The 22,566-nt window shown below is 36.9% G+C and carries 16 protein-coding genes, 7 tRNA genes and 3 rRNA genes; 5 read left to right on the top strand and 21 right to left on the bottom strand.

Features of this window, described 5'->3' with window-relative positions; all coding sequences use genetic code 11:
- Positions 1–3: 3 nt before the first annotated feature.
- The 3 genes from NGI30_RS02285 to NGI30_RS02275 are packed head-to-tail and all read left to right on the top strand — an operon-like array spanning position 4 to position 3,584.
- The gene (locus NGI30_RS02285; RefSeq protein ID WP_251942606.1) at positions 4–2,040 is read left to right on the top strand and encodes a BglG family transcription antiterminator; all 2,037 of its coding nucleotides are present in this window, start codon (positions 4–6) and stop codon (positions 2,038–2,040) included.
- A gap of 6 nt (positions 2,041–2,046) precedes the next feature.
- Entirely contained in the window at positions 2,047–2,481 is a 435-nt protein-coding gene (locus NGI30_RS02280) for a PTS mannitol transporter subunit IIA (RefSeq protein ID WP_251518151.1), read from the top strand.
- Positions 2,481–3,584, top strand: coding sequence for a mannitol-1-phosphate 5-dehydrogenase (locus NGI30_RS02275; RefSeq protein WP_251942605.1), 1,104 nt, complete (start codon positions 2,481–2,483; stop codon positions 3,582–3,584). Before NGI30_RS02280 ends, NGI30_RS02275 begins: the two co-directional genes overlap by 1 nt.
- 63 nt (positions 3,585–3,647) lie before the next feature.
- Here the strand turns inward: NGI30_RS02275 and glmM are convergent, their stop codons facing one another.
- The 20 genes from glmM to NGI30_RS02175 form a co-directional block, all read right to left on the bottom strand.
- A complete protein-coding gene (glmM, locus tag NGI30_RS02270) occupies positions 3,648–5,000 on the bottom strand; it encodes a phosphoglucosamine mutase (protein WP_251942603.1) in 1,353 nt (450 codons plus the stop codon).
- A 25-nt stretch (positions 5,001–5,025) separates the two neighbouring features.
- Entirely contained in the window at positions 5,026–5,958 is a 933-nt protein-coding gene (locus NGI30_RS02265; protein WP_251518145.1) for a CdaR family protein, read from the bottom strand.
- A gap of 1 nt (position 5,959) precedes the next feature.
- Positions 5,960–6,766, bottom strand: coding sequence for a diadenylate cyclase CdaA (gene cdaA / locus NGI30_RS02260; protein ID WP_251942601.1), 807 nt, complete (start codon positions 6,764–6,766; stop codon positions 5,960–5,962).
- A gap of 176 nt (positions 6,767–6,942) precedes the next feature.
- Positions 6,943–7,848, bottom strand: coding sequence for an arginase (gene rocF, locus NGI30_RS02255; RefSeq protein WP_251518140.1), 906 nt, complete (start codon positions 7,846–7,848; stop codon positions 6,943–6,945).
- A gap of 257 nt (positions 7,849–8,105) precedes the next feature.
- A tRNA-Lys gene (locus NGI30_RS02250) sits at positions 8,106–8,178 on the bottom strand.
- 3 nt (positions 8,179–8,181) lie between these two features.
- Positions 8,182–8,256, bottom strand: a tRNA-Gln gene (locus NGI30_RS02245).
- A 7-nt stretch (positions 8,257–8,263) separates the two neighbouring features.
- A tRNA-Tyr gene (locus NGI30_RS02240) sits at positions 8,264–8,347 on the bottom strand.
- A gap of 17 nt (positions 8,348–8,364) precedes the next feature.
- Positions 8,365–8,440 (bottom strand) — tRNA-Val (locus NGI30_RS02235).
- Between the two features lie 5 nt (positions 8,441–8,445).
- Positions 8,446–8,517 (bottom strand) — tRNA-Glu (locus NGI30_RS02230).
- A 1-nt stretch (position 8,518) separates the two neighbouring features.
- Positions 8,519–8,593 (bottom strand) — tRNA-Asn (locus NGI30_RS02225).
- A 10-nt stretch (positions 8,594–8,603) separates the two neighbouring features.
- Positions 8,604–8,718: ribosomal RNA gene (rrf, locus tag NGI30_RS02220) — 5S ribosomal RNA — on the bottom strand.
- A 77-nt stretch (positions 8,719–8,795) separates the two neighbouring features.
- Positions 8,796–11,717: ribosomal RNA gene (locus NGI30_RS02215) — 23S ribosomal RNA — on the bottom strand.
- Positions 11,718–11,880: 163 nt separating this feature from the next.
- Positions 11,881–11,957: transfer RNA gene (locus NGI30_RS02210), tRNA-Ile, on the bottom strand.
- Between the two features lie 106 nt (positions 11,958–12,063).
- Positions 12,064–13,613 (bottom strand): 16S ribosomal RNA (locus NGI30_RS02205).
- Together the 16S, 23S and 5S rRNA genes with 7 tRNA genes alongside form the textbook arrangement of a ribosomal RNA operon.
- A 477-nt stretch (positions 13,614–14,090) precedes the next feature.
- Positions 14,091–15,155 (bottom strand): iron-sulfur carrier protein/transcriptional regulator SalA, encoded by a 1,065-nt coding sequence (gene salA / locus NGI30_RS02200; RefSeq protein ID WP_251518137.1) that lies wholly within the window; start codon positions 15,153–15,155, stop codon positions 14,091–14,093.
- 179 nt (positions 15,156–15,334) lie between these two features.
- Positions 15,335–15,793, bottom strand: a complete 459-nt coding sequence (locus NGI30_RS02195) for a SepA family multidrug efflux transporter (RefSeq protein WP_251942599.1) — start codon at positions 15,791–15,793, stop codon at positions 15,335–15,337.
- 160 nt (positions 15,794–15,953) lie between these two features.
- On the bottom strand, positions 15,954–17,288 hold the full coding sequence (sdrM, locus tag NGI30_RS02190; protein ID WP_251942597.1) for a multidrug efflux MFS transporter SdrM: 1,335 nt from the start codon (positions 17,286–17,288) through the stop codon (positions 15,954–15,956).
- Positions 17,289–17,689: 401 nt separating this feature from the next.
- Entirely contained in the window at positions 17,690–18,313 is a 624-nt protein-coding gene (gene trhA, locus NGI30_RS02185; RefSeq protein WP_251942595.1) for a PAQR family membrane homeostasis protein TrhA, read from the bottom strand.
- 15 nt (positions 18,314–18,328) lie between these two features.
- Positions 18,329–19,516: a UTP--glucose-1-phosphate uridylyltransferase gene (locus NGI30_RS02180; RefSeq protein ID WP_251518127.1), complete on the bottom strand. Its 1,188-nt coding sequence runs from the start codon at positions 19,514–19,516 to the stop codon at positions 18,329–18,331.
- A gap of 68 nt (positions 19,517–19,584) precedes the next feature.
- On the bottom strand, positions 19,585–20,091 hold the full coding sequence (locus tag NGI30_RS02175; protein ID WP_251518124.1) for a metal-dependent hydrolase: 507 nt from the start codon (positions 20,089–20,091) through the stop codon (positions 19,585–19,587).
- 171 nt (positions 20,092–20,262) lie between these two features.
- Here NGI30_RS02175 and NGI30_RS02170 point away from each other — a divergent pair, with 171 nt between their 5' ends.
- Both NGI30_RS02170 and NGI30_RS02165 read left to right on the top strand, forming a co-directional pair.
- On the top strand, positions 20,263–20,523 hold the full coding sequence (locus NGI30_RS02170) for a SunI/YnzG family protein (RefSeq protein WP_251518110.1): 261 nt from the start codon (positions 20,263–20,265) through the stop codon (positions 20,521–20,523).
- A gap of 140 nt (positions 20,524–20,663) precedes the next feature.
- Positions 20,664–20,978: a heme oxygenase gene (locus NGI30_RS02165; RefSeq protein WP_251518107.1), complete on the top strand. Its 315-nt coding sequence runs from the start codon at positions 20,664–20,666 to the stop codon at positions 20,976–20,978.
- 114 nt (positions 20,979–21,092) lie between these two features.
- On the opposite strand, the gene NGI30_RS02160 is transcribed toward NGI30_RS02165, so the two are convergent.
- Positions 21,093–22,466, bottom strand: coding sequence for a YjiH family protein (locus NGI30_RS02160; protein WP_251942593.1), 1,374 nt, complete (start codon positions 22,464–22,466; stop codon positions 21,093–21,095).
- Positions 22,467–22,566: the final 100 nt, after the last annotated feature.

Raw genomic sequence — 22,566 nt, 5'->3', positions numbered from 1 at the left:
ATAATGTTATTAAGTACTCGAGAAAAAGGTATTATTGAAATGCTATTAAAATACCAGAGTAACTTTGTAAAAATATATGACATTGCACATCATTTAGGTGTGTCCTCCCGTACTGTTCATAGAGAACTAAAATCCCTTGAATCGTTTTTAGATAAATACGCCGTCCAGTTACGACGTGTAAACAAAAAAGGTATTCAACTCACTGGTGATAACCAAGCGATAAATGCATTAAAAAGCGCAATCCAAAATCAAAGTACTGTAGATTTATCTGAGGAAGAACAAAAAGTTGCAATACTCTATGCACTTATTCAAACAAAATCCCCTATCAAACAATACAGCTTAGCACATGAAATGGGGGTTTCAAATCAAACCTTAACCAAGCTGCTTGATTCATTAGAGCGTTCCTTAGAAAGATATCAACTACAGCTCCATAAGAAACGAGGAGAAGGTATTCATTTAAGTGGCGCTGAATCTAAAAAGAGAGAATTACTCAGTCAATTAATGGTTAATAATTTAAATAGTACAAGTGTTTATTCAGTTATTGAAAACCATTTTGTATATCACTCGATAAATGATGCCCAGTTATCTATGGTGGATATAGAAAAGATTTTCGAAGTTGAACGTATGCTAATGGACTTTCTAGATCAATTACCATACGCTTTGACTGAATCAAGCTATCTATCATTAACAGTGCATATCGTACTTAGCATTGATCGTATGCTCAATAATGAATACGTAGCTATTAACAAAGACATTTATCATGATGTAAACAATACTTTAGAATATAAAGTTGCCACAGCTTTAGCACTCCAATTAGAGCACATCTATGGTGTGCAATTCACAGAAGCTGAAATTACATTTATTACTATTCACCTTCGTGGGGCTAAACGTAAAAATGCGAACGAAATAGTAAACGATGATAACGACGAAGAACGTATCACAACATTCATCGACTTTGTGATCTCAGATACGGGTCTCGCATTTTATGATAAACCCGCTTTAACACAAGGATTAACACTGCATATCATCCCTGCGATTAATCGGTTAAAAGCGAATATCGAAACGTATAATCCAATGACTGAAATGATTAAGCAAAAATATAATGATTTATTCCACAGTGTTGCCCTATCTTTGGAAAAAACTTGGCCTGATTTTGATTTTCCAGACAGTGAGATTGCATTTATCGTCTTACACTTTGGCGGCGCACTTAAAACTCAAAGAACAGCACAATACAATTTACTCGTCGTTTGTAGTAGTGGTATAGGCACAAGTCGGTTGCTAGCGTCACGCTTAACACAAGCATTTACTGATATCAATTCGATAAAGCAAGCATCTGTTGGTGATTTAAACCAACTCGACCTTCAAGCTTTTGACGCTATCATTTCTACAGTTGACCTTGATATTAACGAACCGTATATTACTGTAAATCCCTTGTTACCAGAAACTGACATTAACCACGTCACTACTTTAATAAATAACCAACAACCTAAATCATTAAATCCGACTCAAACATTCCCAACTGATTCAATTACAACTAATATTGATGACGTGATGAATGAAAATCGTATAGGTTTAACTTTAATCGATAATGTCAACATTGAACATATTAGTTTATCTCAAGACTGGCTAGACTATATTACAGACAACCTCTATCAACAAGAAGTAATAGCAGATACAACGTCATTCGCTGAACGTATGAAACAAATTGTATTACATCGAGGGTTCACATTAGACCCGTATCCTATATTAATGCCTCATTTAAAAAGTGAAATCATTTTGAAACCACTTATATTAATCACTATTTTAAATGAACCGATTGAGTTTCATGACGGTCAAAATGGCGAAGTTAAGATTAAATATTTAATCAATATGTTTATACCACCTAGTGAAACATTGGCACAAATGGTAAGTGCCCTATCTGAATCATTAGTGGAACATTTAGACAATCTCGATCAATTCTTAACAAAGAAAGAACATATCACTGAGATATTACAACAGCAATATCTTAACCAACTCAAAACAAATTTAACAATGGAGTGAATTTAAATGTCAGAACTATTTAGTAATGAAAATATCTTTATCAACCAAGAAATCAAAGATCAAAACGAAGCTATCGAAAAAGCAGGACAAGCACTTGTACAAAGTGGCGCTGTAACAGAGGATTACATTCAAGCTATGAAAGAACGTGAGCAAGTTGTTTCTACGTTTATGGGTAATGGCTTAGCTATCCCTCATGGAACTGATGATGCGAAATCAAGCGTCTTACAATCAGGTTTAACTTTAGTTCAAATCCCTCAAGGTATTGATTGGGACGGCGAAGAAGTTAAAGTCGTTGTTGGTATCGCTGGTAAAGATGGAGAACATTTAGATCTATTATCAAAGATTGCCATTACATTTAGTGAAGAAGAAAATGTGGAACGCATTGTTAATGCTTCATCTGCTGAAGAAATCAAACAAGTCTTTGAGGAGGCTGAAGCTTAATGAAAGCATTACATTTTGGAGCTGGCAATATTGGTCGAGGTTTTATCGGCTACATTCTTGCAGACAACAACGTTAAAGTAACATTTGCAGATGTTAATGAATCCGTTATAAATCAACTAGACCAACAACACGAATATGATGTCATACTCGCTGACGAAGCGCAGACTACGACGCGCGTGCATAATGTTAGTGCGATTAATTCTGCAAAACCAACAGACAGCCTTAAGCAAGCAGTATTAGAAGCGGATATTATTACAACAGCTGTCGGTGTAAATATTCTACCTATTATAGCCAAGACGTTTGCACCATTTTTATTAGAGAAAGAAACACCTGTGAATATTGTGGCTTGTGAAAATGCTATTATGGCTACAAATACATTAAAAAAAGCCATTCTAGATATTACAGGACCACTCGGAGAGCATATTCATTTTGCTAATTCAGCAGTTGACAGAATTGTTCCGATTCAAAAAAATGACAACGCATTAGATGTTATGGTTGAACCTTTCTTTGAATGGGTCGTGGAAAGAGATGCGTGGTATGGTCCTGAATTAGATCACATCAAATACGTTGATGATTTAACGCCATATATTGAACGAAAGTTATTAACTGTTAATACAGGTCATGCTTATTTAGCTTATGCAGGCCGTTATCATCAGAAACAAACGGTACTTGATGCCGTTAATGATCATATGATTCAACAAGGGTTAAAAGAAGTATTAGAAGAAACGAGCCAATACATTACAACTAAATTTAACTTTACTGAAGAAGCTCAAGCACAATATGTAGATAAAATTATTGATCGTTTTAGAAATCCTCATCTTTCAGACGAAGTAACGAGAGTCGGTCGTGGGACACTCCGTAAAATAGGTCCTCAAGATCGCATCATAAAACCTTTAAACTATTTATACCAAAATAACTTAAAACGTGACGGTCTCGTAAAAACTGCAGCATTATTATTAAAATATGATGATGCTGATGACTCAGAAACTGTAGAAAAGAACAATTACATTCAATCAAATGGTATTGAAGCATTCTTAAAACAGTATGCTAAAATTGACGACAAGTTAATTGAAGAAATTGTTACAGCTTATAACGTTTTATAATAAAAATTCTAAATAACACAAAAAATCCTGAGACATGTATTCATGTCTCAGGATTTATATATATTATTTTGTACCCATTTTATCTTGAACAACGTCTGCAATCGTTTGAGCATAACGTTGCGCATCTTCATCAGTAGCTGCCTCTACCATAACACGTACTAGAGGTTCTGTACCTGAAGGTCTAACTAATATACGTCCCTCACCATTCATTTCGACTTCAACTTTTGTCATAATTTCTTGAACGTCGACATTTTCTTCAACTCTATATTTATCTGTAACTTTCACATTCACTAGTGATTGTGGGTATTTTTTCATTTGTTTTGCAAGTTGACTTAAACGCTTGCCTGTCATTTTAATGATACTTGCTAATTGGACACCTGTTAATAAACCGTCGCCTGTTGTATTATAATCCATTAATACAATATGACCGGATTGTTCTCCACCGATATTATAATTACCGCGTCTCATTTCTTCTACAACGTATCTATCGCCGACTTTAGTCTTGTTAGATTGGATACCTTCTGCTTCTAATGCTTTATAGAACCCTAAGTTGCTCATTACAGTTGAGACAATCATATTATCGTTGAGTTCTTGATTTTTCGCCATGGCTTGCCCAATGATAAACATAATTTGGTCGCCATCCACAATATTACCGTTTTCATCTACGGCAATTAATCTATCACCATCCCCATCAAAGGCAAGACCGAAGTCACAATCTTCTTCGACAACCTTTTCAGCTAATAGTTCTGGATGTGTAGATCCTACACCCTCGTTGATATTATAACCATCTGGATTACAACCAACTGTGACTGTATCAGCTTCTAAATCTCCAAATAAGAATGGTGCTAAAGATGATGTTGAGCCATTAGCTCCGTCTAGTGCTATCTTCATACCATCTAAGTCAACATCAACTGTCGACTTAAGGTAACTTATATATTTTTGAGAACCTTCAAAGTAATCTGAATAATGGACAATATCGTTACCTGTTGGTCGTGGGAGATCAGGATTATCTTGCTCTAATAATGTTTCAATTTCACGTTCTTGATCATCAGATAATTTGAAACCATCAGATCCAAAGAACTTAATTCCATTATCAGCTACTGGATTATGTGATGCAGAAATCATAATACCTAACTCAGCATCAAGTTCACGTGTTAAATAGGCCACGCCTGGCGTTGAAATTACACCTAAACGCATAACTTCTGCCCCTATTGATATTAACCCTGCAATCAAGGCTGATTCTAACATCTCACCTGATACACGTGTGTCTTTACCTACAAGTACTTGAGGATGTGATTTACCTTCATTATGTGCTAAAACGTAACCACCATATCTTCCAAGTTTAAATGCAAGTTCTGGTGTTAGTTCTTTATTTGCAATACCTCGCACACCATCTGTACCAAAATATTTTGCCATAATCTATTTCTCCTTTATAAAAACTCTATTTTACAATAACTTTAGCGTCGGTATCTTCAGGATTAACCTTTGATACTTTATCTGGTAAGTCAAATTGAACTTGTTTATTAGTAGTATCTGTAATGCCATTTACGTTGACATTAGCATTTATAGAATTAATATCTTCAATTTCTTTTCTGTTACCAAATATCTCTACCTCTTTATCGCTTAATTCAATCTTATCTAATTTCTTGTTGTCATCTAGTTCTCCCACAACATGTGGTTTAACCTTTACTTTTTTACTATAATTATCAACGTTTACCTTTAATTTAACATCTTCCGGGTCTATTAAAACATTTATCTTATTCAGATTTCTATCAAATGCTGTTATTTTTGCGTCATCTGTTGTATCTTTTGATATTTTACTATTATTCTTATAAGTCGCTTTTAAATATGCAATTTTATCAATTTGTTCTTTACCACCTGTCACACGTACATGATCTGGAGAAACTTCTTGTTTTTTCACTCTGTAGTTGTCACTCAAATCATTATTGCTGACATCTGGTTCAACCTTCATTGTTTTGCTAACTTTTTTCTCTAAGTTGACTGCTACCTCTTTCGGTTTAACTTTGTAATCTATATCCTTATTTAACCCATTTACTTTATACTGAACCGTATGTTTACCTGCTTTCTTGTCGCGCAAGTCAACAATCGCTTTTATATCTTCTGAATTTGCAGTTTGTAATATTTGCGATTGTGGTCCTGAAATCTCTACATCTACTTTTTTAGGTACATTATTGGCGTACAAAGTTTTATTGTCATATTTTACTTGAACTGGAACATCTTGAATCGTATCATCAGATTTCTGACCTAGTCTGTCCGAATCAAAGATGTTTCCAAATACGTTATTAACCGACAGTACAAATACAAGTGCTAATACTAAAGCAATTAATCTTAAGCCCCATTTACTTTCTAACATATTACTTCACACCTTTCTGATATAAGTGTGAGCCAAACCAATGTTCAGCTAATAATTCTTCAAATGCTTCTGTAGAAATATCTTTTCTTAATTTACCGTCGAACGTCACTGATATTGAACCCGTTTCTTCTGATACAACAATAGTAAATGCATCTGAGACTTCTGAAATCCCAACAGCCGCTCTATGTCTTGTACCAAGACTTTTGGCAATCTTTGCACTATCTGATAAAGGCAAATAACTTGCTGCACTAGCAATTTTACTGTCTTGAATAATCATCGCTCCATCGTGTAAAGGTGTATTTGGAATAAAAACATTTGTTAATAGCTCTTGTGAAATATCTGAATTCATCGGTATACCTGTCTCAATATAATCTTGTAAACCTGTTTCCTTTTCAAATACAATCAGTGCTCCGATACGACGCTTTGCCATATATTGTACAGCTTTTGAAACTGATGAAATTAATTTACCTTCATCATTATTTAAATTAGATGAGTAACGTTTAAATAAACTACCTCTACCTAATTGTTCTAAAGCTCGTCTTATCTCTGGTTGGAATATAACAATTAACGCTAGCACTCCCCATTGAATAACTAAATCAAATAGACGAGAAGTTGCAGTTAGACTAAGCATTTTACTCACTTGTTGTCCTATTACAATGACAACAATACCTTTTAATAGTTGAATGGCTTTCGTACCTTTAAAAACTGTAATGAGAAGATAAAGTACATACCATACAATGAGTAAATCGAGTACACTTGTAATTATTTTCACTGTACTCCAGTTATCAAATAAATTGGAAAAATCCATAACATCTCCTCCGGTATTCTGTTCCCATGCTATCTATTATACCAATCATAAGTTTTCCTGTCATATTAAGTTATGCAGAAATGATACAAAAATAAAAAGGCTGAACCAAATCCTGACATAACTGAATATAATTTATCCAATTATGTATAGATTTATGTTCAACCTTACCGTATAAACTATAATAATGTTTCTCCGAAGAAACTGCCTAATAAACTCACTGCTTGTTCTGCTGTATGATTATTTTGATCTATCAACGGGTTCACCTCTACTATATCCATAGAAGTGATTAAGTTAGATTGATGTAACAGTTCCATTGCATAATGACTTTCTCTATAAGTTAATCCACCAAGTACTCTTGTACCAGTACCAGGGGTCTCGGTTGGGTCTACACCATCAACATCTAATGAGAAGTGGATTCCATCAGTTTTATCCTCTAAATAATCTATTGCCTCAGTTATCACTTTTTCAATTCCAAGTCGATCTATATCTGCCATAGTATAAGTCTTAATATTGTTTTCTTTAATATAACTTCTTTCACCATGATCTAAATCTCTCATACCAATGAGTACAACGTTTTCTGATTTTACTTTTGGAGATGGATAGGCTATATTCACTAATGATTCATTTCCTTCACCTAATAGTACACGTAAAGGCATACCATGAACATTTCCAGAAGGTGATTCTTCTGGTACGTTTAAATCGCCATGTGCATCATACCAAATCACACCCAAATTATTATAATGCTTACTAATACCTGAAATTGAACCTATTGCAATTGAATGGTCCCCACCCAATGTTAATGGAAAATGATCACTTTCTATACTTTCAGAAGTTGCTTCACTTAAATTTTTCGACATTGCAATTATTTCATCCAAATTACGTAACCCTTTTTGAGCACCATGAAATTTTTTAAGATCCATAGGTGGGACGTCAATATTCCCTTTATCTTCTATCTTATGTCCAATCGCTTCTATACGTTCAACTATCCCTGCATAACGTATGGCATCTGGCCCAAAATCTACACCTAATTTGCGCTGTCCATATGTAGAAGGCGCTCCAATAATATCAATTGTTCGTTTCATATTATAACAACCCCTTTGTTTTCATTATATTTAGAATAATCTAAATAATAAAAACATTCAAGACAAATGTAATATAATATATTAGCTTTTAAAATACATTTACATAAAAAGTCAATATAATGATTTAACATACAATTTTCTCTACTTAACATCAGATTTCCCACTAAGTAATTTATAAATATTTAATTTTCATTTTTTAACTGATAGTAAATTTGCATATAAAAAAAAGCATTTCTTTAACAAGAAATGCTTTAAAGTGAGCCATAGAGGATTCGAACCTCTGACCCTCTGATTAAAAGTCAGATGCTCTACCAACTGAGCTAATGGCTCAAATGGCTGGGCTAGCTGGATTCGAACCAGCGCGTGACGGAGTCAAAGTCCGTTGCCTTACCGCTTGGCTATAGCCCAATATGAATGGTGGAGGGGGGCAGATTCGAACTGCCGAACCCGAAGGAGCGGATTTACAGTCCGCCGCGTTTAGCCACTTCGCTACCCCTCCGCGCTATTTAATTAAAATGGTGGAGGATGACGGGTTCGAACCGCCGACCCCCTGCTTGTAAGGCAGATGCTCTCCCAGCTGAGCTAATCCTCCATAAATGACCCCGACGGGACTCGAACCCGTGTTACCGCCGTGAAAGGGCGGTGTCTTAACCGCTTGACCACGGGGCCATGGCTCCACAGGTAGGACTCGAACCTACGACCGATCGGTTAACAGCCGATAGCTCTACCACTGAGCTACTGTGGATTAATCAAATGCCTGGCAACGTCCTACTCTTGCGGAACGTAAGTCCGACTACCATCGGCGCTAAGGAGCTTAACTTCTGTGTTCGGCATGGGAACAGGTGTGACCTCCTTGCCATTGTCACCAGACAATGCAATGTATGAAATTATACATTCAAAACTAGATAATAAGTAAAATGAATGAAACCAAACAAAACGTTTAAAAATTGATTAAGTCTTCGATCGATTAGTATTCGTCAGCTCCACGTATCGCTACGCTTCCACCTCGAACCTATTAACCTCATCATCTTTGAGGGATCTTATAACCGAAGTTGGGAAATCTCATCTTGAGGGGGGCTTCATGCTTAGATGCTTTCAGCACTTATCCCGTCCATACATAGCTACCCAGCGATGCCGTTGGCACGACAACTGGTACACCAGAGGTATGTCCATCCCGGTCCTCTCGTACTAAGGACAGCTCCTCTCAAATTTCCTACGCCCACGACGGATAGGGACCGAACTGTCTCACGACGTTCTGAACCCAGCTCGCGTACCGCTTTAATGGGCGAACAGCCCAACCCTTGGGACCGACTACAGCCCCAGGATGCGATGAGCCGACATCGAGGTGCCAAACCTCCCCGTCGATGTGAACTCTTGGGGGAGATAAGCCTGTTATCCCCGGGGTAGCTTTTATCCGTTGAGCGATGGCCCTTCCATGCGGAACCACCGGATCACTAAGTCCGTCTTTCGACCCTGCTCGACTTGTAGGTCTCGCAGTCAAGCTTCCTTATGCCTTTACACTCTATGAATGATTTCCAACCATTCTGAGGAAACCTTTGAGCGCCTCCGTTACTCTTTAGGAGGCGACCGCCCCAGTCAAACTGCCCATCTGACACTGTCTCCCACCATGATTAATGGTGCGGGTTAGAAATCCAACACAGCAAGGGTAGTATCCCACCAACGCCTCCACGTAAGCTAGCGCTCACGTTTCTAAGGCTCCTACCTATCCTGTACAAGCTGTGCCGAATTTCAATATCAGACTACAGTAAAGCTCCACGGGGTCTTTCCGTCCTGTCGCGGGTAACCTGCATCTTCACAGGTACTATGATTTCACCGAGTCTCTCGTTGAGACAGTGCCCAAATCGTTACGCCTTTCGTGCGGGTCGGAACTTACCCGACAAGGAATTTCGCTACCTTAGGACCGTTATAGTTACGGCCGCCGTTTACTGGGGCTTCGATTCGTGGCTTCGCAGAAGCTAACCACTCCTCTTAACCTTCCAGCACCGGGCAGGCGTCAGCCCCTATACATCACCTTACGGTTTAGCAGAGACCTGTGTTTTTGATAAACAGTCGCTTGGGCCTATTCACTGCGGCTCTCCTGGGCTTGCACCCTAAAGAGCACCCCTTCTCCCGAAGTTACGGGGTCATTTTGCCGAGTTCCTTAACGAGAGTTCGCTCGCTCACCTTAGAATTCTCATCTTGACTACCTGTGTCGGTTTGCGGTACGGGCACCAGTATTCTAGCTAGAGACTTTTCTTGGCAGTGTGAAATCAGCGACTCGAGGAAACAATTTCCTCTCCCCATCACAACTTGACCTTATGAGTGTCGGATTTGCCTAACACTCAGTCTTATTGCTTGGACGTGCACTCCAACAGCACGCTTCGCCTATCCTACTGCGTCCTCCCATCGCTTAAAACGAATCATGGTGGTACAGGAATATCAACCTGTTATCCATCGCCTACGCCTGTCGGCCTCAGCTTAGGACCCGACTAACCCAGAGCGGACGAGCCTTCCTCTGGAAACCTTAGTCAATCGGTGGACGGGATTCTCACCCGTCTTTCGCTACTCACACCGGCATTCTCACTTCTAAGCGCTCCACATGTCCTTGCGATCATGCTTCAACGCCCTTAGAACGCTCTCCTACCATTGTCCTACGGACAATCCACAGCTTCGGTAATATGTTTAGCCCCGGTACATTTTCGGCGCAGTGTCACTCGACTAGTGAGCTATTACGCACTCTTTAAATGATGGCTGCTTCTAAGCCAACATCCTAGTTGTCTGGGCAACGCCACATCCTTTTCCACTTAACATATATTTTGGGACCTTAGCTGGTGGTCTGGGCTGTTTCCCTTTCGAACACGGATCTTATCACTCGCGTTCTGACTCCCAAGTTAAATTGATTGGCATTCGGAGTTTGTCTGAATTCGGTAACCCGAGAAGGGCCCCTCGTCCAAACAGTGCTCTACCTCCAATAATCATCACTTGAGGCTAGCCCTAAAGCTATTTCGGAGAGAACCAGCTATCTCCAGGTTCGATTGGAATTTCTCCGCTACCCACAACTCATCCGCTCACTTTTCAACGTAAGTCGGTTCGGCCCTCCATTCAGTGTTACCTGAACTTCAGCCTGGTCATGGGTAGATCACCTGGTTTCGGGTCTACGACCAAATACTCAACGCCCTATTCAGACTCGCTTTCGCTACGGCTCCACATTTGCTGCTTAACCTTGCATCAGATCGTAACTCGCCGGTTCATTCTACAAAAGGCACGCCATCACCCATTAACGGGCTCTGACTACTTGTAAGCACACGGTTTCAAGTTCTATTTCACTCCCCTTCCGGGGTACTTTTCACCTTTCCCTCACGGTACTGGTTCACTATCGGTCACTAGAGAGTATTTAGCCTTAGGAGATGGTCCTCCCAGATTCCGACGGAATTACACGTGCTCCGTCGTACTCAGGATCCACTCAAGAGTGAACAGATTTTCGACTACAGGATTATTACCTTCTCTGATGTAACTTTCCAGTTACTTCGTCTAATCTATTCTTTTCTAACTCCGTAGAGAGTGTCCTACAACCCCAATAAGCAAGCTCATTGGTTTGGGCTCTTCCCGTTTCGCTCGCCGCTACTCAGGGAATCGATTTTTCTTTCTCTTCCTGCGGGTACTAAGATGTTTCAGTTCTCCGCGTCTACCTTCGGATATGCTATGTATTCACATATCGATAACACGACATAACTCGTGTTGGGTTTCCCCATTCGGAAATCTCTGGATCACAGCTTACTTACAGCTCCCCAAAGCATATCGTCGTTAGTAACGTCCTTCATCGGCTTCTAGTGCCAAGGCATTCACCGTGCGCCCTTAATAACTTAATCTATGTTTTTAGTCAAAAGACTAAAAAGCAAACGTTATTAATCTGTGAGTGTTCTTTCGAACACTAGCGATTATTTTTGAATTCAAGCGTATACACGCTATTCACTCGGTTTTGCTTGGTAAAATCATTATTTTACTTATTTATCTAGTTTTCAATGTACAAAATGGTGGGCCTAAGTGGACTCGAACCACCGACCTCACGCTTATCAGGCGTGCGCTCTAACCAGCTGAGCTATAGGCCCATTTCTATAATATTTTAAATACTCTGATGAGCATTCAAAACTGAATACAATATGTCAATGTTATTCCGTTTCATCTTCGTAGAAGATGTTCCGAATATATCCTTAGAAAGGAGGTGATCCAGCCGCACCTTCCGATACGGCTACCTTGTTACGACTTCACCCCAATCATTTGTCCCACCTTCGACGGCTAGCTCCAAAGGTTACTCCACCGGCTTCGGGTGTTACAAACTCTCGTGGTGTGACGGGCGGTGTGTACAAGACCCGGGAACGTATTCACCGTAGCATGCTGATCTACGATTACTAGCGATTCCAGCTTCATGTAGTCGAGTTGCAGACTACAATCCGAACTGAGAACAACTTTATGGGATTTGCTTGACCTCGCGGTTTAGCTGCCCTTTGTATTGTCCATTGTAGCACGTGTGTAGCCCAAATCATAAGGGGCATGATGATTTGACGTCATCCCCACCTTCCTCCGGTTTGTCACCGGCAGTCAGCCTAGAGTGCCCAACTTAATGATGGCAACTAAGCTTAAGGGTTGCGCTCGTTGCGGGACTTAACCCAACATCTCACGACACGAGCTGACGACAACCATGCACCACCTGTCACTTTGTCCCCCGAAGGGGAAAACTCTATCTCTAGAGCGATCAAAGGATGTCAAGATTTGGTAAGGTTCTTCGCGTTGCTTCGAATTAAACCACATGCTCCACCGCTTGTGCGGGTCCCCGTCAATTCCTTTGAGTTTCAACCTTGCGGTCGTACTCCCCAGGCGGAGTGCTTAATGCGTTAGCTGCAGCACTAAGGGGCGGAAACCCCCTAACACTTAGCACTCATCGTTTACAGCGTGGACTACCAGGGTATCTAATCCTGTTTGATCCCCACGCTTTCGCACATCAGCGTCAGTTGCAGACCAGAAAGTCGCCTTCGCCACTGGTGTTCCTCCATATCTCTGCGCATTTCACCGCTACACATGGAATTCCACTTTCCTCTTCTGCACTCAAGTTTTCCAGTTTCCAATGACCATCCACGGTTGAGCCGTGGGCTTTCACATCAGACTTAAAAAACCGCCTACGCGCGCTTTACGCCCAATAATTCCGGATAACGCTTGCCACCTACGTATTACCGCGGCTGCTGGCACGTAGTTAGCCGTGGCTTTCTGATTAGGTACCGTCAAGACGCGCACAGTTACTTACGCATTTGTTCTTCCCTAATAACAGAGCTTTACGATCCGAAGACCTTCATCACTCACGCGGCGTTGCTCCGTCAGGCTTTCGCCCATTGCGGAAGATTCCCTACTGCTGCCTCCCGTAGGAGTCTGGACCGTGTCTCAGTTCCAGTGTGGCCGATCACCCTCTCAGGTCGGCTACGTATCGTTGCCTTGGTAAGCCGTTACCTTACCAACTAGCTAATACGGCGCGGGTCCATCCATAAGTGATAGCAAGGCCATCTTTCACTTTAGAACCATGCGGTTCTAAATATTATCCGGCATTAGCCCCGGTTTCCCGGAGTTATTCCAGTCTTATGGGTAGGTTACCCACGTGATACTCACCCGTCCGCCGCTAACGTCAAAGGAGCAAGCTCCTTATCTGTTCGCTCGACTTGCATGTATTAGGCACGCCGCCAGCGTTCATCCTGAGCCAGGATCAAACTCTCCATAAAAATTTATGATGTTTGATTAGCTCATAATACTAAATGTGTTTCTTCAACACTTGTTAACAACTTTAAGTTGTTGCGTTTGGAATTAACGTTGACATATTGTCATTCAGTTTTCAATGTTCATTTAAATATCGGCTTTTCTATGTTAACAACTCTGTTAAGGAATGTCAATAGAAAATTAATTTTGTAAATGTTTTGTTAACATCACTTTTATAATATTAAAACAAAACAAATAACTTTTCAAGTATATTTTTTACACTTTTTATAAAGGAATTAAATAATTCCGTGCCGTTTTTGACGACTTTTATATAATATCAATCTCAACAATTAATGTCAATAGCTCAAACAATTTTTTATGAAAAGTAATTTCAAAAAAACGTTTTGTCTGTCTTATTGATCACAAGGACTTATTCTACCATCTTTTTAAAATTTTTCAATAGAAAAAACGAAGAAAAGTAAAACTCTTCTTCGTTTTTAAGATTATTTATTTGTTTTTTCGATGATTTGTTGTGCTATTGATTGGTATATTTTACCTAAGCTATCTTCTGCTTGGTAAATAGAAGGTGCAAAATCATTAGGGTTCCAAGAAGGTTGTTCAAGTGGTAATTGACCTAGAACATCTGTCTGGAGTTCTTGTGCTAACTTCTCTCCTCCACCTTTACCGAATACATATTCTTTATTTCCTGTTTCTTTACTTTGGAAGTAAGACATATTTTCAATGACACCTAAGATTGAGTGATCTGTATGCTTGGCCATTGCACCTGCTCTGGCTGCAACAAATGCTGCTGTAGGATGAGGTGTAGAAACGATAATTTCTTTACTTGAAGGTAACATTGTATGTACGTCTAAGGCTACGTCGCCTGTACCAGGTGGTAAATCTAAGATTAAGTAATCTAATTCTCCCCATCTTACTTCAGTAAAGAAGTTCGTTAACATCTTACCTAACATAGGACCTCTCCATATGACAGGTGCATTTTCTTCAACAAAGAATGCCATTGAGATTACTTTGACACCATAGCGTTCTACGGGAATAATTTCTTTGCCTTCAACACCTGGTCTTTCGTCGATGCCCATCATATCAGGAACGCTAAAACCATAAATATCTGCGTCCACTAATCCTACCTTTTTTCCTTCTCTTGCAAGAGAAACTGCAAGATTGACTGCGACTGTTGACTTACCAACGCCACCTTTACCTGAAGCTATCGCGATAAACTCAACAGGATTATCCTTAGATAACAGCCCTTCAATCGTTTGAGGTTCATCTGAACCTGCGCCTCTATATTGTTCTACCGTTTCTGAAGGTAGTTCTTCGAATCTAATGCCGACTGTATTCGCGCCATTTTCTTTTAAAACTTCTACAATTGCCATTTGTAAATCTAGTTGTGGTTGACCTCCTAATTGAGCCATAGCTACTTTAACACTAACGTGCTCAATCTCTTCTTTTATTTTGACATCCACAATACCATCAGTTTCTTTTAATGGCACATCTATTATTGGGTCTTTGATTTCACCAACAAGAGATTTTACTTCTTCTATTGATAACACAATATATCCCCCTTTAAAAACTAGTGTATGAATTGTATTCTAACAAACAACGACATAGTTTGCTTTAAAATCATTCGAATTAAGTATAAATAGCATAAAAAATAAAAAAAAGAAGTTAGCTCACAAACTTTAAAAAAGTCGAACTAACTTCTAAATTATTAATAATCCTACAAAATGAGTCATTTATTTTTTTGATTAAGGTTTTCACTTTCTGGATAAAATATTTCCTTACATATGAAGAGAAGTCCCATAATTAATACGATGACCCAAAAATCAATATTAATATAGCTATAATGAATATGAACTACAAAATAAAATATTAAAGTCGTCACTGTAAACGTAATCAACTGAAATGTTAAACCTTGAAAATACGGACTATCAGGCATTTTCTTTCTGAAATAATACATGAGGTTTTCTATAAAGAATAATGTAAAGTAACCAAATACGATATAGCTACCATAATAAATTAAATTATCATAGAAACTTTTATTATAACCAAAATAAGCGAGGTGGAAATAAATTAATATTCTACTTAAACCATAGAGCCCAAAACCTAGAAAAGCTAAGAAGATAGCTCCAGACATGATAAATACAGAAAGCACAATAAGCGTTGTGAATAAATATTTAATATATTTCATTGCCTACTGTCCTCCCTTTTTATTATATATTAATTCCATGTTTTTATAATTATCCCCGTATAATCATCATAGTATCATTATAACAATCAACTACCAAATAACTAGAAACCTTATTTGAAATGTAGCATGAGCTTAGTATTAATACCCTGTCTTAAAGTATTTAATTCGTGATTTTACCTCGGTAAACTGTAGTCCAAAGTATGATTAAACCAATTAAAATTATAATTGATAATAAAATAACATTGTGAATATGATAAACAGTAAACGAAAGTGAAAGTGCATATGCATAACCCATAATTGTCGAACCAAATGAATTACCTATACTTTTAGTTAATGTGTAAAGGGACATCATTTTTTTCATATTTGTAGGGTCTGACTCTTCTTGTGTTATTACGCTATCTTTTGTATAAACTATACCGAAACTCATTCCAGCAAGTAATAGACTCACCGCTATAAATATTGGTGAGGATGTTCCGAACATCACTATTATGCCACAAAGCATTAATGATGTAAAAGCAAATAAATATAACATTTCTCTACTCATTTTACTTTCCAGTTTATCTAGAACAAAGTTAAGTAATAACCATGCAAATGATATAGGGAAAATTACGAATCCACTTTGTAACGGAGAAATATGTAAGTATTCTTGTAAGAATGATGGCATATATAAATTATAGCCCATAAGAATAATTGCATAGGAAAAATCAGTTATAAACACTAATATAATACTTCGGTTAAACTCCATAACTGGAATAAAAGGATTACTTTGCTTCTTCTCACTTTTAATTAAATATACACCCACAATTATTGCTACGATGAGTGCAACAATATTTAGAATAATTCCCCCTTGATACATCACAGCGAAGGTTAAACTAAAGATAAATACGTAAAATAACGATAACCCTCTCAAATCTAATTTACTGGCATTCGAAGTGGTTTCTCTTTCAAAATGAAATGTTAGTAAAACCATAATCATTGCAATCACGGCAATAGGAATGTTTATGTAAAACAACCAGTGCCAAGACGCAATTTCTAGAATACCGCCACCTAATAATGGACCTATTATACTAGAAATGCCCCATACACTTCCTACAATTCCCATAACTTTATAGCGGAATGGTATATCAAATGCTAATTTAGGTACAATTTGACTTAGCGACATCATTACTCCAGCTCCGAGTCCTTGAACAAACCTTGAAATGATTAGCATCATAAATGTTTGACTTAAACCAGAAAATAAACTACCTATTGTAAATAGAGATATACCTACTAAAGTGATGTATATAATTTTAGTACGACTGAGCAATTCACCTACAATAGGATTTGCTATCACTATAGCAATAAAATATATTGCAAATATGAGTGATATTGAATGTGTCACGTTCAAATCATTCTTTATTGTTGGGATAGCTAGAGAAACGATACATGTTTCAATCGCTGACATAAACATTACTAATACGAGCGCAGTAACGACCCCTATTGATTTCCAATTCAAACTATATCACCTCTCTAATATATCTAATTAAACCATTATAAATTATCCACTTTTTATCTTTTAATGCAATACATAATATGTAAATTACATCTTCTGGCCTATGAAAAATTTAAAATTCGCAAATAGTATATAGAAGTTATTATTTGCTTATTAAATCGCTATCATCGAGAAATATTATTCTGATAAGCACAAAAATAGAGTCTGGGACAAACATAGATGTCTCAGACTCTTTAACAATTAGGTAGAACTATGAAATTTCCGTTAGAAAATTCAATTTCTGTCCCATTCCCTATACATTTCAATTATTAACTATATTATCTTAGTGATTAGACTGAATATTATTTAATGAAATATACAATCGCTATAAAATGACATATAGATGCAAACATTATAAAGAAATGCTATATCATATGAAAGTACGTACGCTCTTTCTGTGCATAAAACCAAGCACCTACTGTATATGCAATACCTCCAAATAAAATAAACAGCATAAACGTCAGCGATGTATCAAATAAAATAGTAGGTATAAATAGTACACCTATCCATCCCATAACTAAATACATTGTTAAGCTAAGTTTATGGCTAACATTTTTCGATAATGATTTATACAGGACACCCCAAATGGTGATACCCCATAGAATTAGCATTGCTGACCAGCCTAACCATCCACCTACTACAAGTATACATACGGGGGTATACGTGCCAGCAATCGCAACATAAATCATGCTATGGTCGATAATGCGCAACACGAGTTTATGTGATGAGTAACTTGGCATTGTGTGATAAATTGTTGATGACATAAACATTAAAAATATACTTATGACGAATATCGATACGCTCAGTGCGCCTATGCCACCAAATTCAATATAACTTTTAACGGCTGCATATGGTAAAGCTATTAGGGTTAAAAAACTTGCCACCCCATGGGAAACTGAATTACCTACTTCTTCACCAAAACTTAATGGAATCATTTTTCTCAAAGTATTATCGCTATTTTTCAAATCAGTTTCCATGGAATCTGACATAATTTTAACCACCTTTTAAATCAAACCAACTCGTTTCAAGTCAGCTGTTGCTGTTTCAACACTATCTTTACCTTCCTTATTTTTTAAAGGAGAAAATTCTTCTTCTCTCGGTACTTGAAGTGTAGTAAAACTATTCGCATATTGGAATATATCAAAATAGAACAATTCAAATTTGAGCGTAGACTGTTCAATCACGCCAAAGTCCTCATCTAGTTGCTTCAATTTCTTGACAGCTAAATGATACGGTAATTTGTAATCTACAACGTTTGTTATAAAGCTAAGCTTGAAACTATGGATGCCGATGTTGGCATTATCCAAGGAATTTGCCGCTGACTCATCTAACTCAGAATATTCATAAACTGAATCTTTTTGATCAACATTTACAAGTCTACCAACACTTTCACCTTCCTTGGGTTTAATAGACTTAGTTGCTACATCTACACTCTTTTGATAAGTGTAACCTGCAAACATAGGATCTAGTACCTTTACTAAGACGTTATCAATATTATTTAAAAAGATAAATTCTACACCGTTTTCAGACATTTCCTCCAGGTAGCCAGCTTTCTTCAATGATTTGAAGATACCTCCATTACCATTTGGCGTTTCTAAAATATTGCCATTAACATCTAATACAAGTTTACCTTCTTCAGATAACGCCACTACATTATCTTGTTTAAAGAAATGGATATGTTCTTTGTCGTAGCCAAAATAATCCTGATCTTCAAAGAATAATTGCGTTTCACGATTATTTATCTTGCTCGTCATGATATACCAATCTATATAAACTCCTGTTTGCTCATATAAATTGATAAGTTGACGCGCCTGAAGTTCAAACAAACTTACGTCTTCGATTTCGTAAGTACCTTTAGGCCCTTTATAACCTAAACGTGTACCTTGACCACCAGCCATTAATACCACGGCGAACTTTCCTTTTTTAATTGCTTCTAGTCCTGTCTTTTCAAAATCTTTAATTTCTTCATCTGTATAATCATTCTTCACATTGTAGCTCACTTCATCAATAGAAGATACGTCGTTAATAACTTTCTTATTTACATACAGTTCTTCATATAGACTTTGAATGTCAGCTAAATCAAGTTCTTCTACTTTATTAGCTAGTTGCTCTTTTTCATTATTGCTCATCATTTTTTCAAATTCAGTTAAATGTCCCTGATTATATTTGTCCAATTCTTTCTTATCTAGCATAAGTTCTCTCCTCAATTTTAAAGAATAATATTTATACTATAATATGTATTGATTTACCCCAAAATTATTTAATGAATCCATTGCGAAATAAAAGGATCTATAAACGGTCGTAATAGCACATAACAAGTACCAACTGTTATCGCACTAGCTAATGACAAATCTACTAATCCTCCAGTTCGACAAACAAATGGAAATCTAACATTAATCGGAAGTGGATAAAATAATTTAACACCCCTTGATGTTAACATGTCTAGTATAACATGTGATATTAATCCTAACATAATTGTTACTATATAACGTGTGGGAGATTGTATAAAGACTAATAATGCTCCAATGATTATCATGAACAACAATGAATGCGTAAACGTCCGATGTCCAAATAACATTCTTACAATGAAACTAATTAATTTAAAGCGTCTTCCAATGATACTACGTGTATGGCAAATATCAGGAAATATACTCGAAATTACTGCCAAAGTCATAATCGTAACAGATGTAAATATTTCTGTATGGAAATAATTAATAGATAATGCACCTATTAAAAGTCCACAAGATATATGCGTTTTGCCTGTCATTTACATTGCTCCTTTAAAGGATATAGTAACACATTTAAAGCGAAAATGCGAACATACTTTCGCAACGAAAAAAGTATAACACAATAATTAAAAGTATCGCATAATTCCTTGAAAACGATTACAAGTTATTGTATGATATAGCTACAAAATATTTAAAGGATGTGTTCAGTAATGGCAATGACTGTAAAGAAAGATAATAACGAAGTACGAATTCAATGGAGAGTTGCAGATATTAAGATTCCTACTAGTGAAATAACAAATATTTCTCAAGATCAAAATATCCACGAAGTTCCTAAATTAGATAGAGACAAAGTTTCTCGTATCGGTTCTACTTTCGGTAAAACAAATCGCGTAATCATTGATACTAAAGACCATGAATACATTATTTATACTCAAAACGATCAAAAAGTATACAACGAAATAACAAAATAAATTTAATACTTTATATAAAAACCTGTTAGGTTCATTTCGAATCTAACAGGTTCTTTGTTATAAATTACAGCTATGCTTTTAAAACAGATTTTATCTCTAGAATGTTATAATAGTAGAAAATAATGAAAGAGGTGAATCCAATGTATGTCGTTACAAATCGAATGAAACTAAAAGCTGGTTTCGCTGAAAAGATGGCGCCTCATTTTACTAAAGGTGGAAAAATTGAGGAGTTGAATGGTTTCAAACGTATTGAAGTGTGGCAGCTCGATAACGAGGAAGATGCAGATTATATGTACGTTAATACATGGTGGGAAACTGAAGAAGACTTTAATGCATGGCTTAAGAGTGATGCCTTTAAAGAGGCACATGGTCATAAATCAAAATCTAAAGATGAGGAATCACCGGTAATAGAAAATGAAATCGTAAAAGCGCACGTCCTATCTACACTTGATTAATTGTATACTAAAAAAACACGTCAGGTTCTTATTAAACCTGACGTGTTTTTATTCATTTTAATGTATATTTTTGATTATAAAACTAATAAATTACCTTAAACGCAACAAGCTTAATTAGCCGAAATATAAGTGCGCCATCAACGCGATAATCGGTAAAGCGATGATTGTACGAATTAAAAAGATTATAAACAGTTTAAAGATACTCACTGGTATCTTCGAACCTAAAATAACGCCACCAACTTCTGATAAGTAGATAAGTTGAGAAATACTTAAGGCACCAACCACGAATAAAGTAATATCGTTTTTAACACCATCTATTAAAATGGATGGCAAGAACATATCTGCAAATCCGATAATAATTGTTTCAGATGCTTTGGTAGCTTCGGGTATTTGTAATAATTCTAAATATGGCAAGAATGGTTTTCCTATAATCGCAAAGAATGGCGTGTAATTTGCAATGATTGTCGCAATTGTACCGATGCTCATTACCACTGGCAAGATCGCAAACCACATATCAACTACAGTTTTAAATCCTGAAATAAAGAATTCTTTAACTCCTGGCGCTTTGATACCTGTTTCTGTAGCTTGTTGGAAACCGTAACTTATTGCCGATTGGTTGTCTGGCAATTTCTCTGTTCGATGTTCTTCCGGTACTTCTTTTGCATATTCATCTTTTATTGCACTTAAAGGCCATATTCTCGGCAATATTAACGCACAAACAAGACACGATACAATAACACTTAAATAAAAATAAAAGAAATGATTTTGCATATTTACAGTATTTGCTACAACTATAGCAAAAGTTATTGATACAACGCTAAATGTCGTTGAAATTACTGTCGCCTCACGTCTTGAATAAAAACCTAATTGATATTGTCTACTCGTAATAACGACCCCGACTGTCCCATCACCAATAAACGAAGCTAAATTGTCTACTGTAGATCGTCCAGGTAAGGTAAATAATGGTCTCATTATTGGTCTAAAAATTGGACCAAGTAACTCAAGTAAACCATACTCCATAAGTAATGGTAAGAATAGTGCTGCAAAGAAAAATACTGTCACTAACGTAGGTAATAAATCACTAAATATTAACCCACCTGTGTCAGAAGAATAGATGACTTTCGTCCCAATCTTTAAATATGTCATCCATACAAATACCACAGCCAAAATTCTTAATATAAGCCAAACTGGTCTAACTTTAAATGCACTAGCTAATAATCCAGTAGGATGTATCTTATCCTTATATATCGTTGAACAAAGTAGTGTGATTATTCCTGATACTGTAATGATTAAAACAATAATGATGGGCATTGCGCCCCCTATAATATCTTTCAAAAATGACGCTAAAAATGCTACAGGCAAAGTGGTTTCTGTCTTACCATCTTTTGTTACTGGAATAGGTATTAAAAATAAGATTATCCCAATTAATGACATAATGATAAATTTCAATCTGCCCTTCAAAATTTGCGATCGACTATATTGGTTCATAAGTTTCACCCCTTGGTGGTTTTTATCTCTTTTAAATAACACCAATAATTATAACCTATTATGCATAAATATGTAAATAACTAAATGTATTATTTTACTG

The sequence above is a fragment of the Staphylococcus sp. Marseille-Q5304 genome (assembly GCF_943737015.1).
In the GTDB taxonomy this organism is placed as follows: domain Bacteria; phylum Bacillota; class Bacilli; order Staphylococcales; family Staphylococcaceae; genus Staphylococcus; species Staphylococcus hsinchuensis.
Note: the sequence above shows the minus strand (reverse complement) of the source record. Positions and strands in the feature narration are given on the sequence as shown.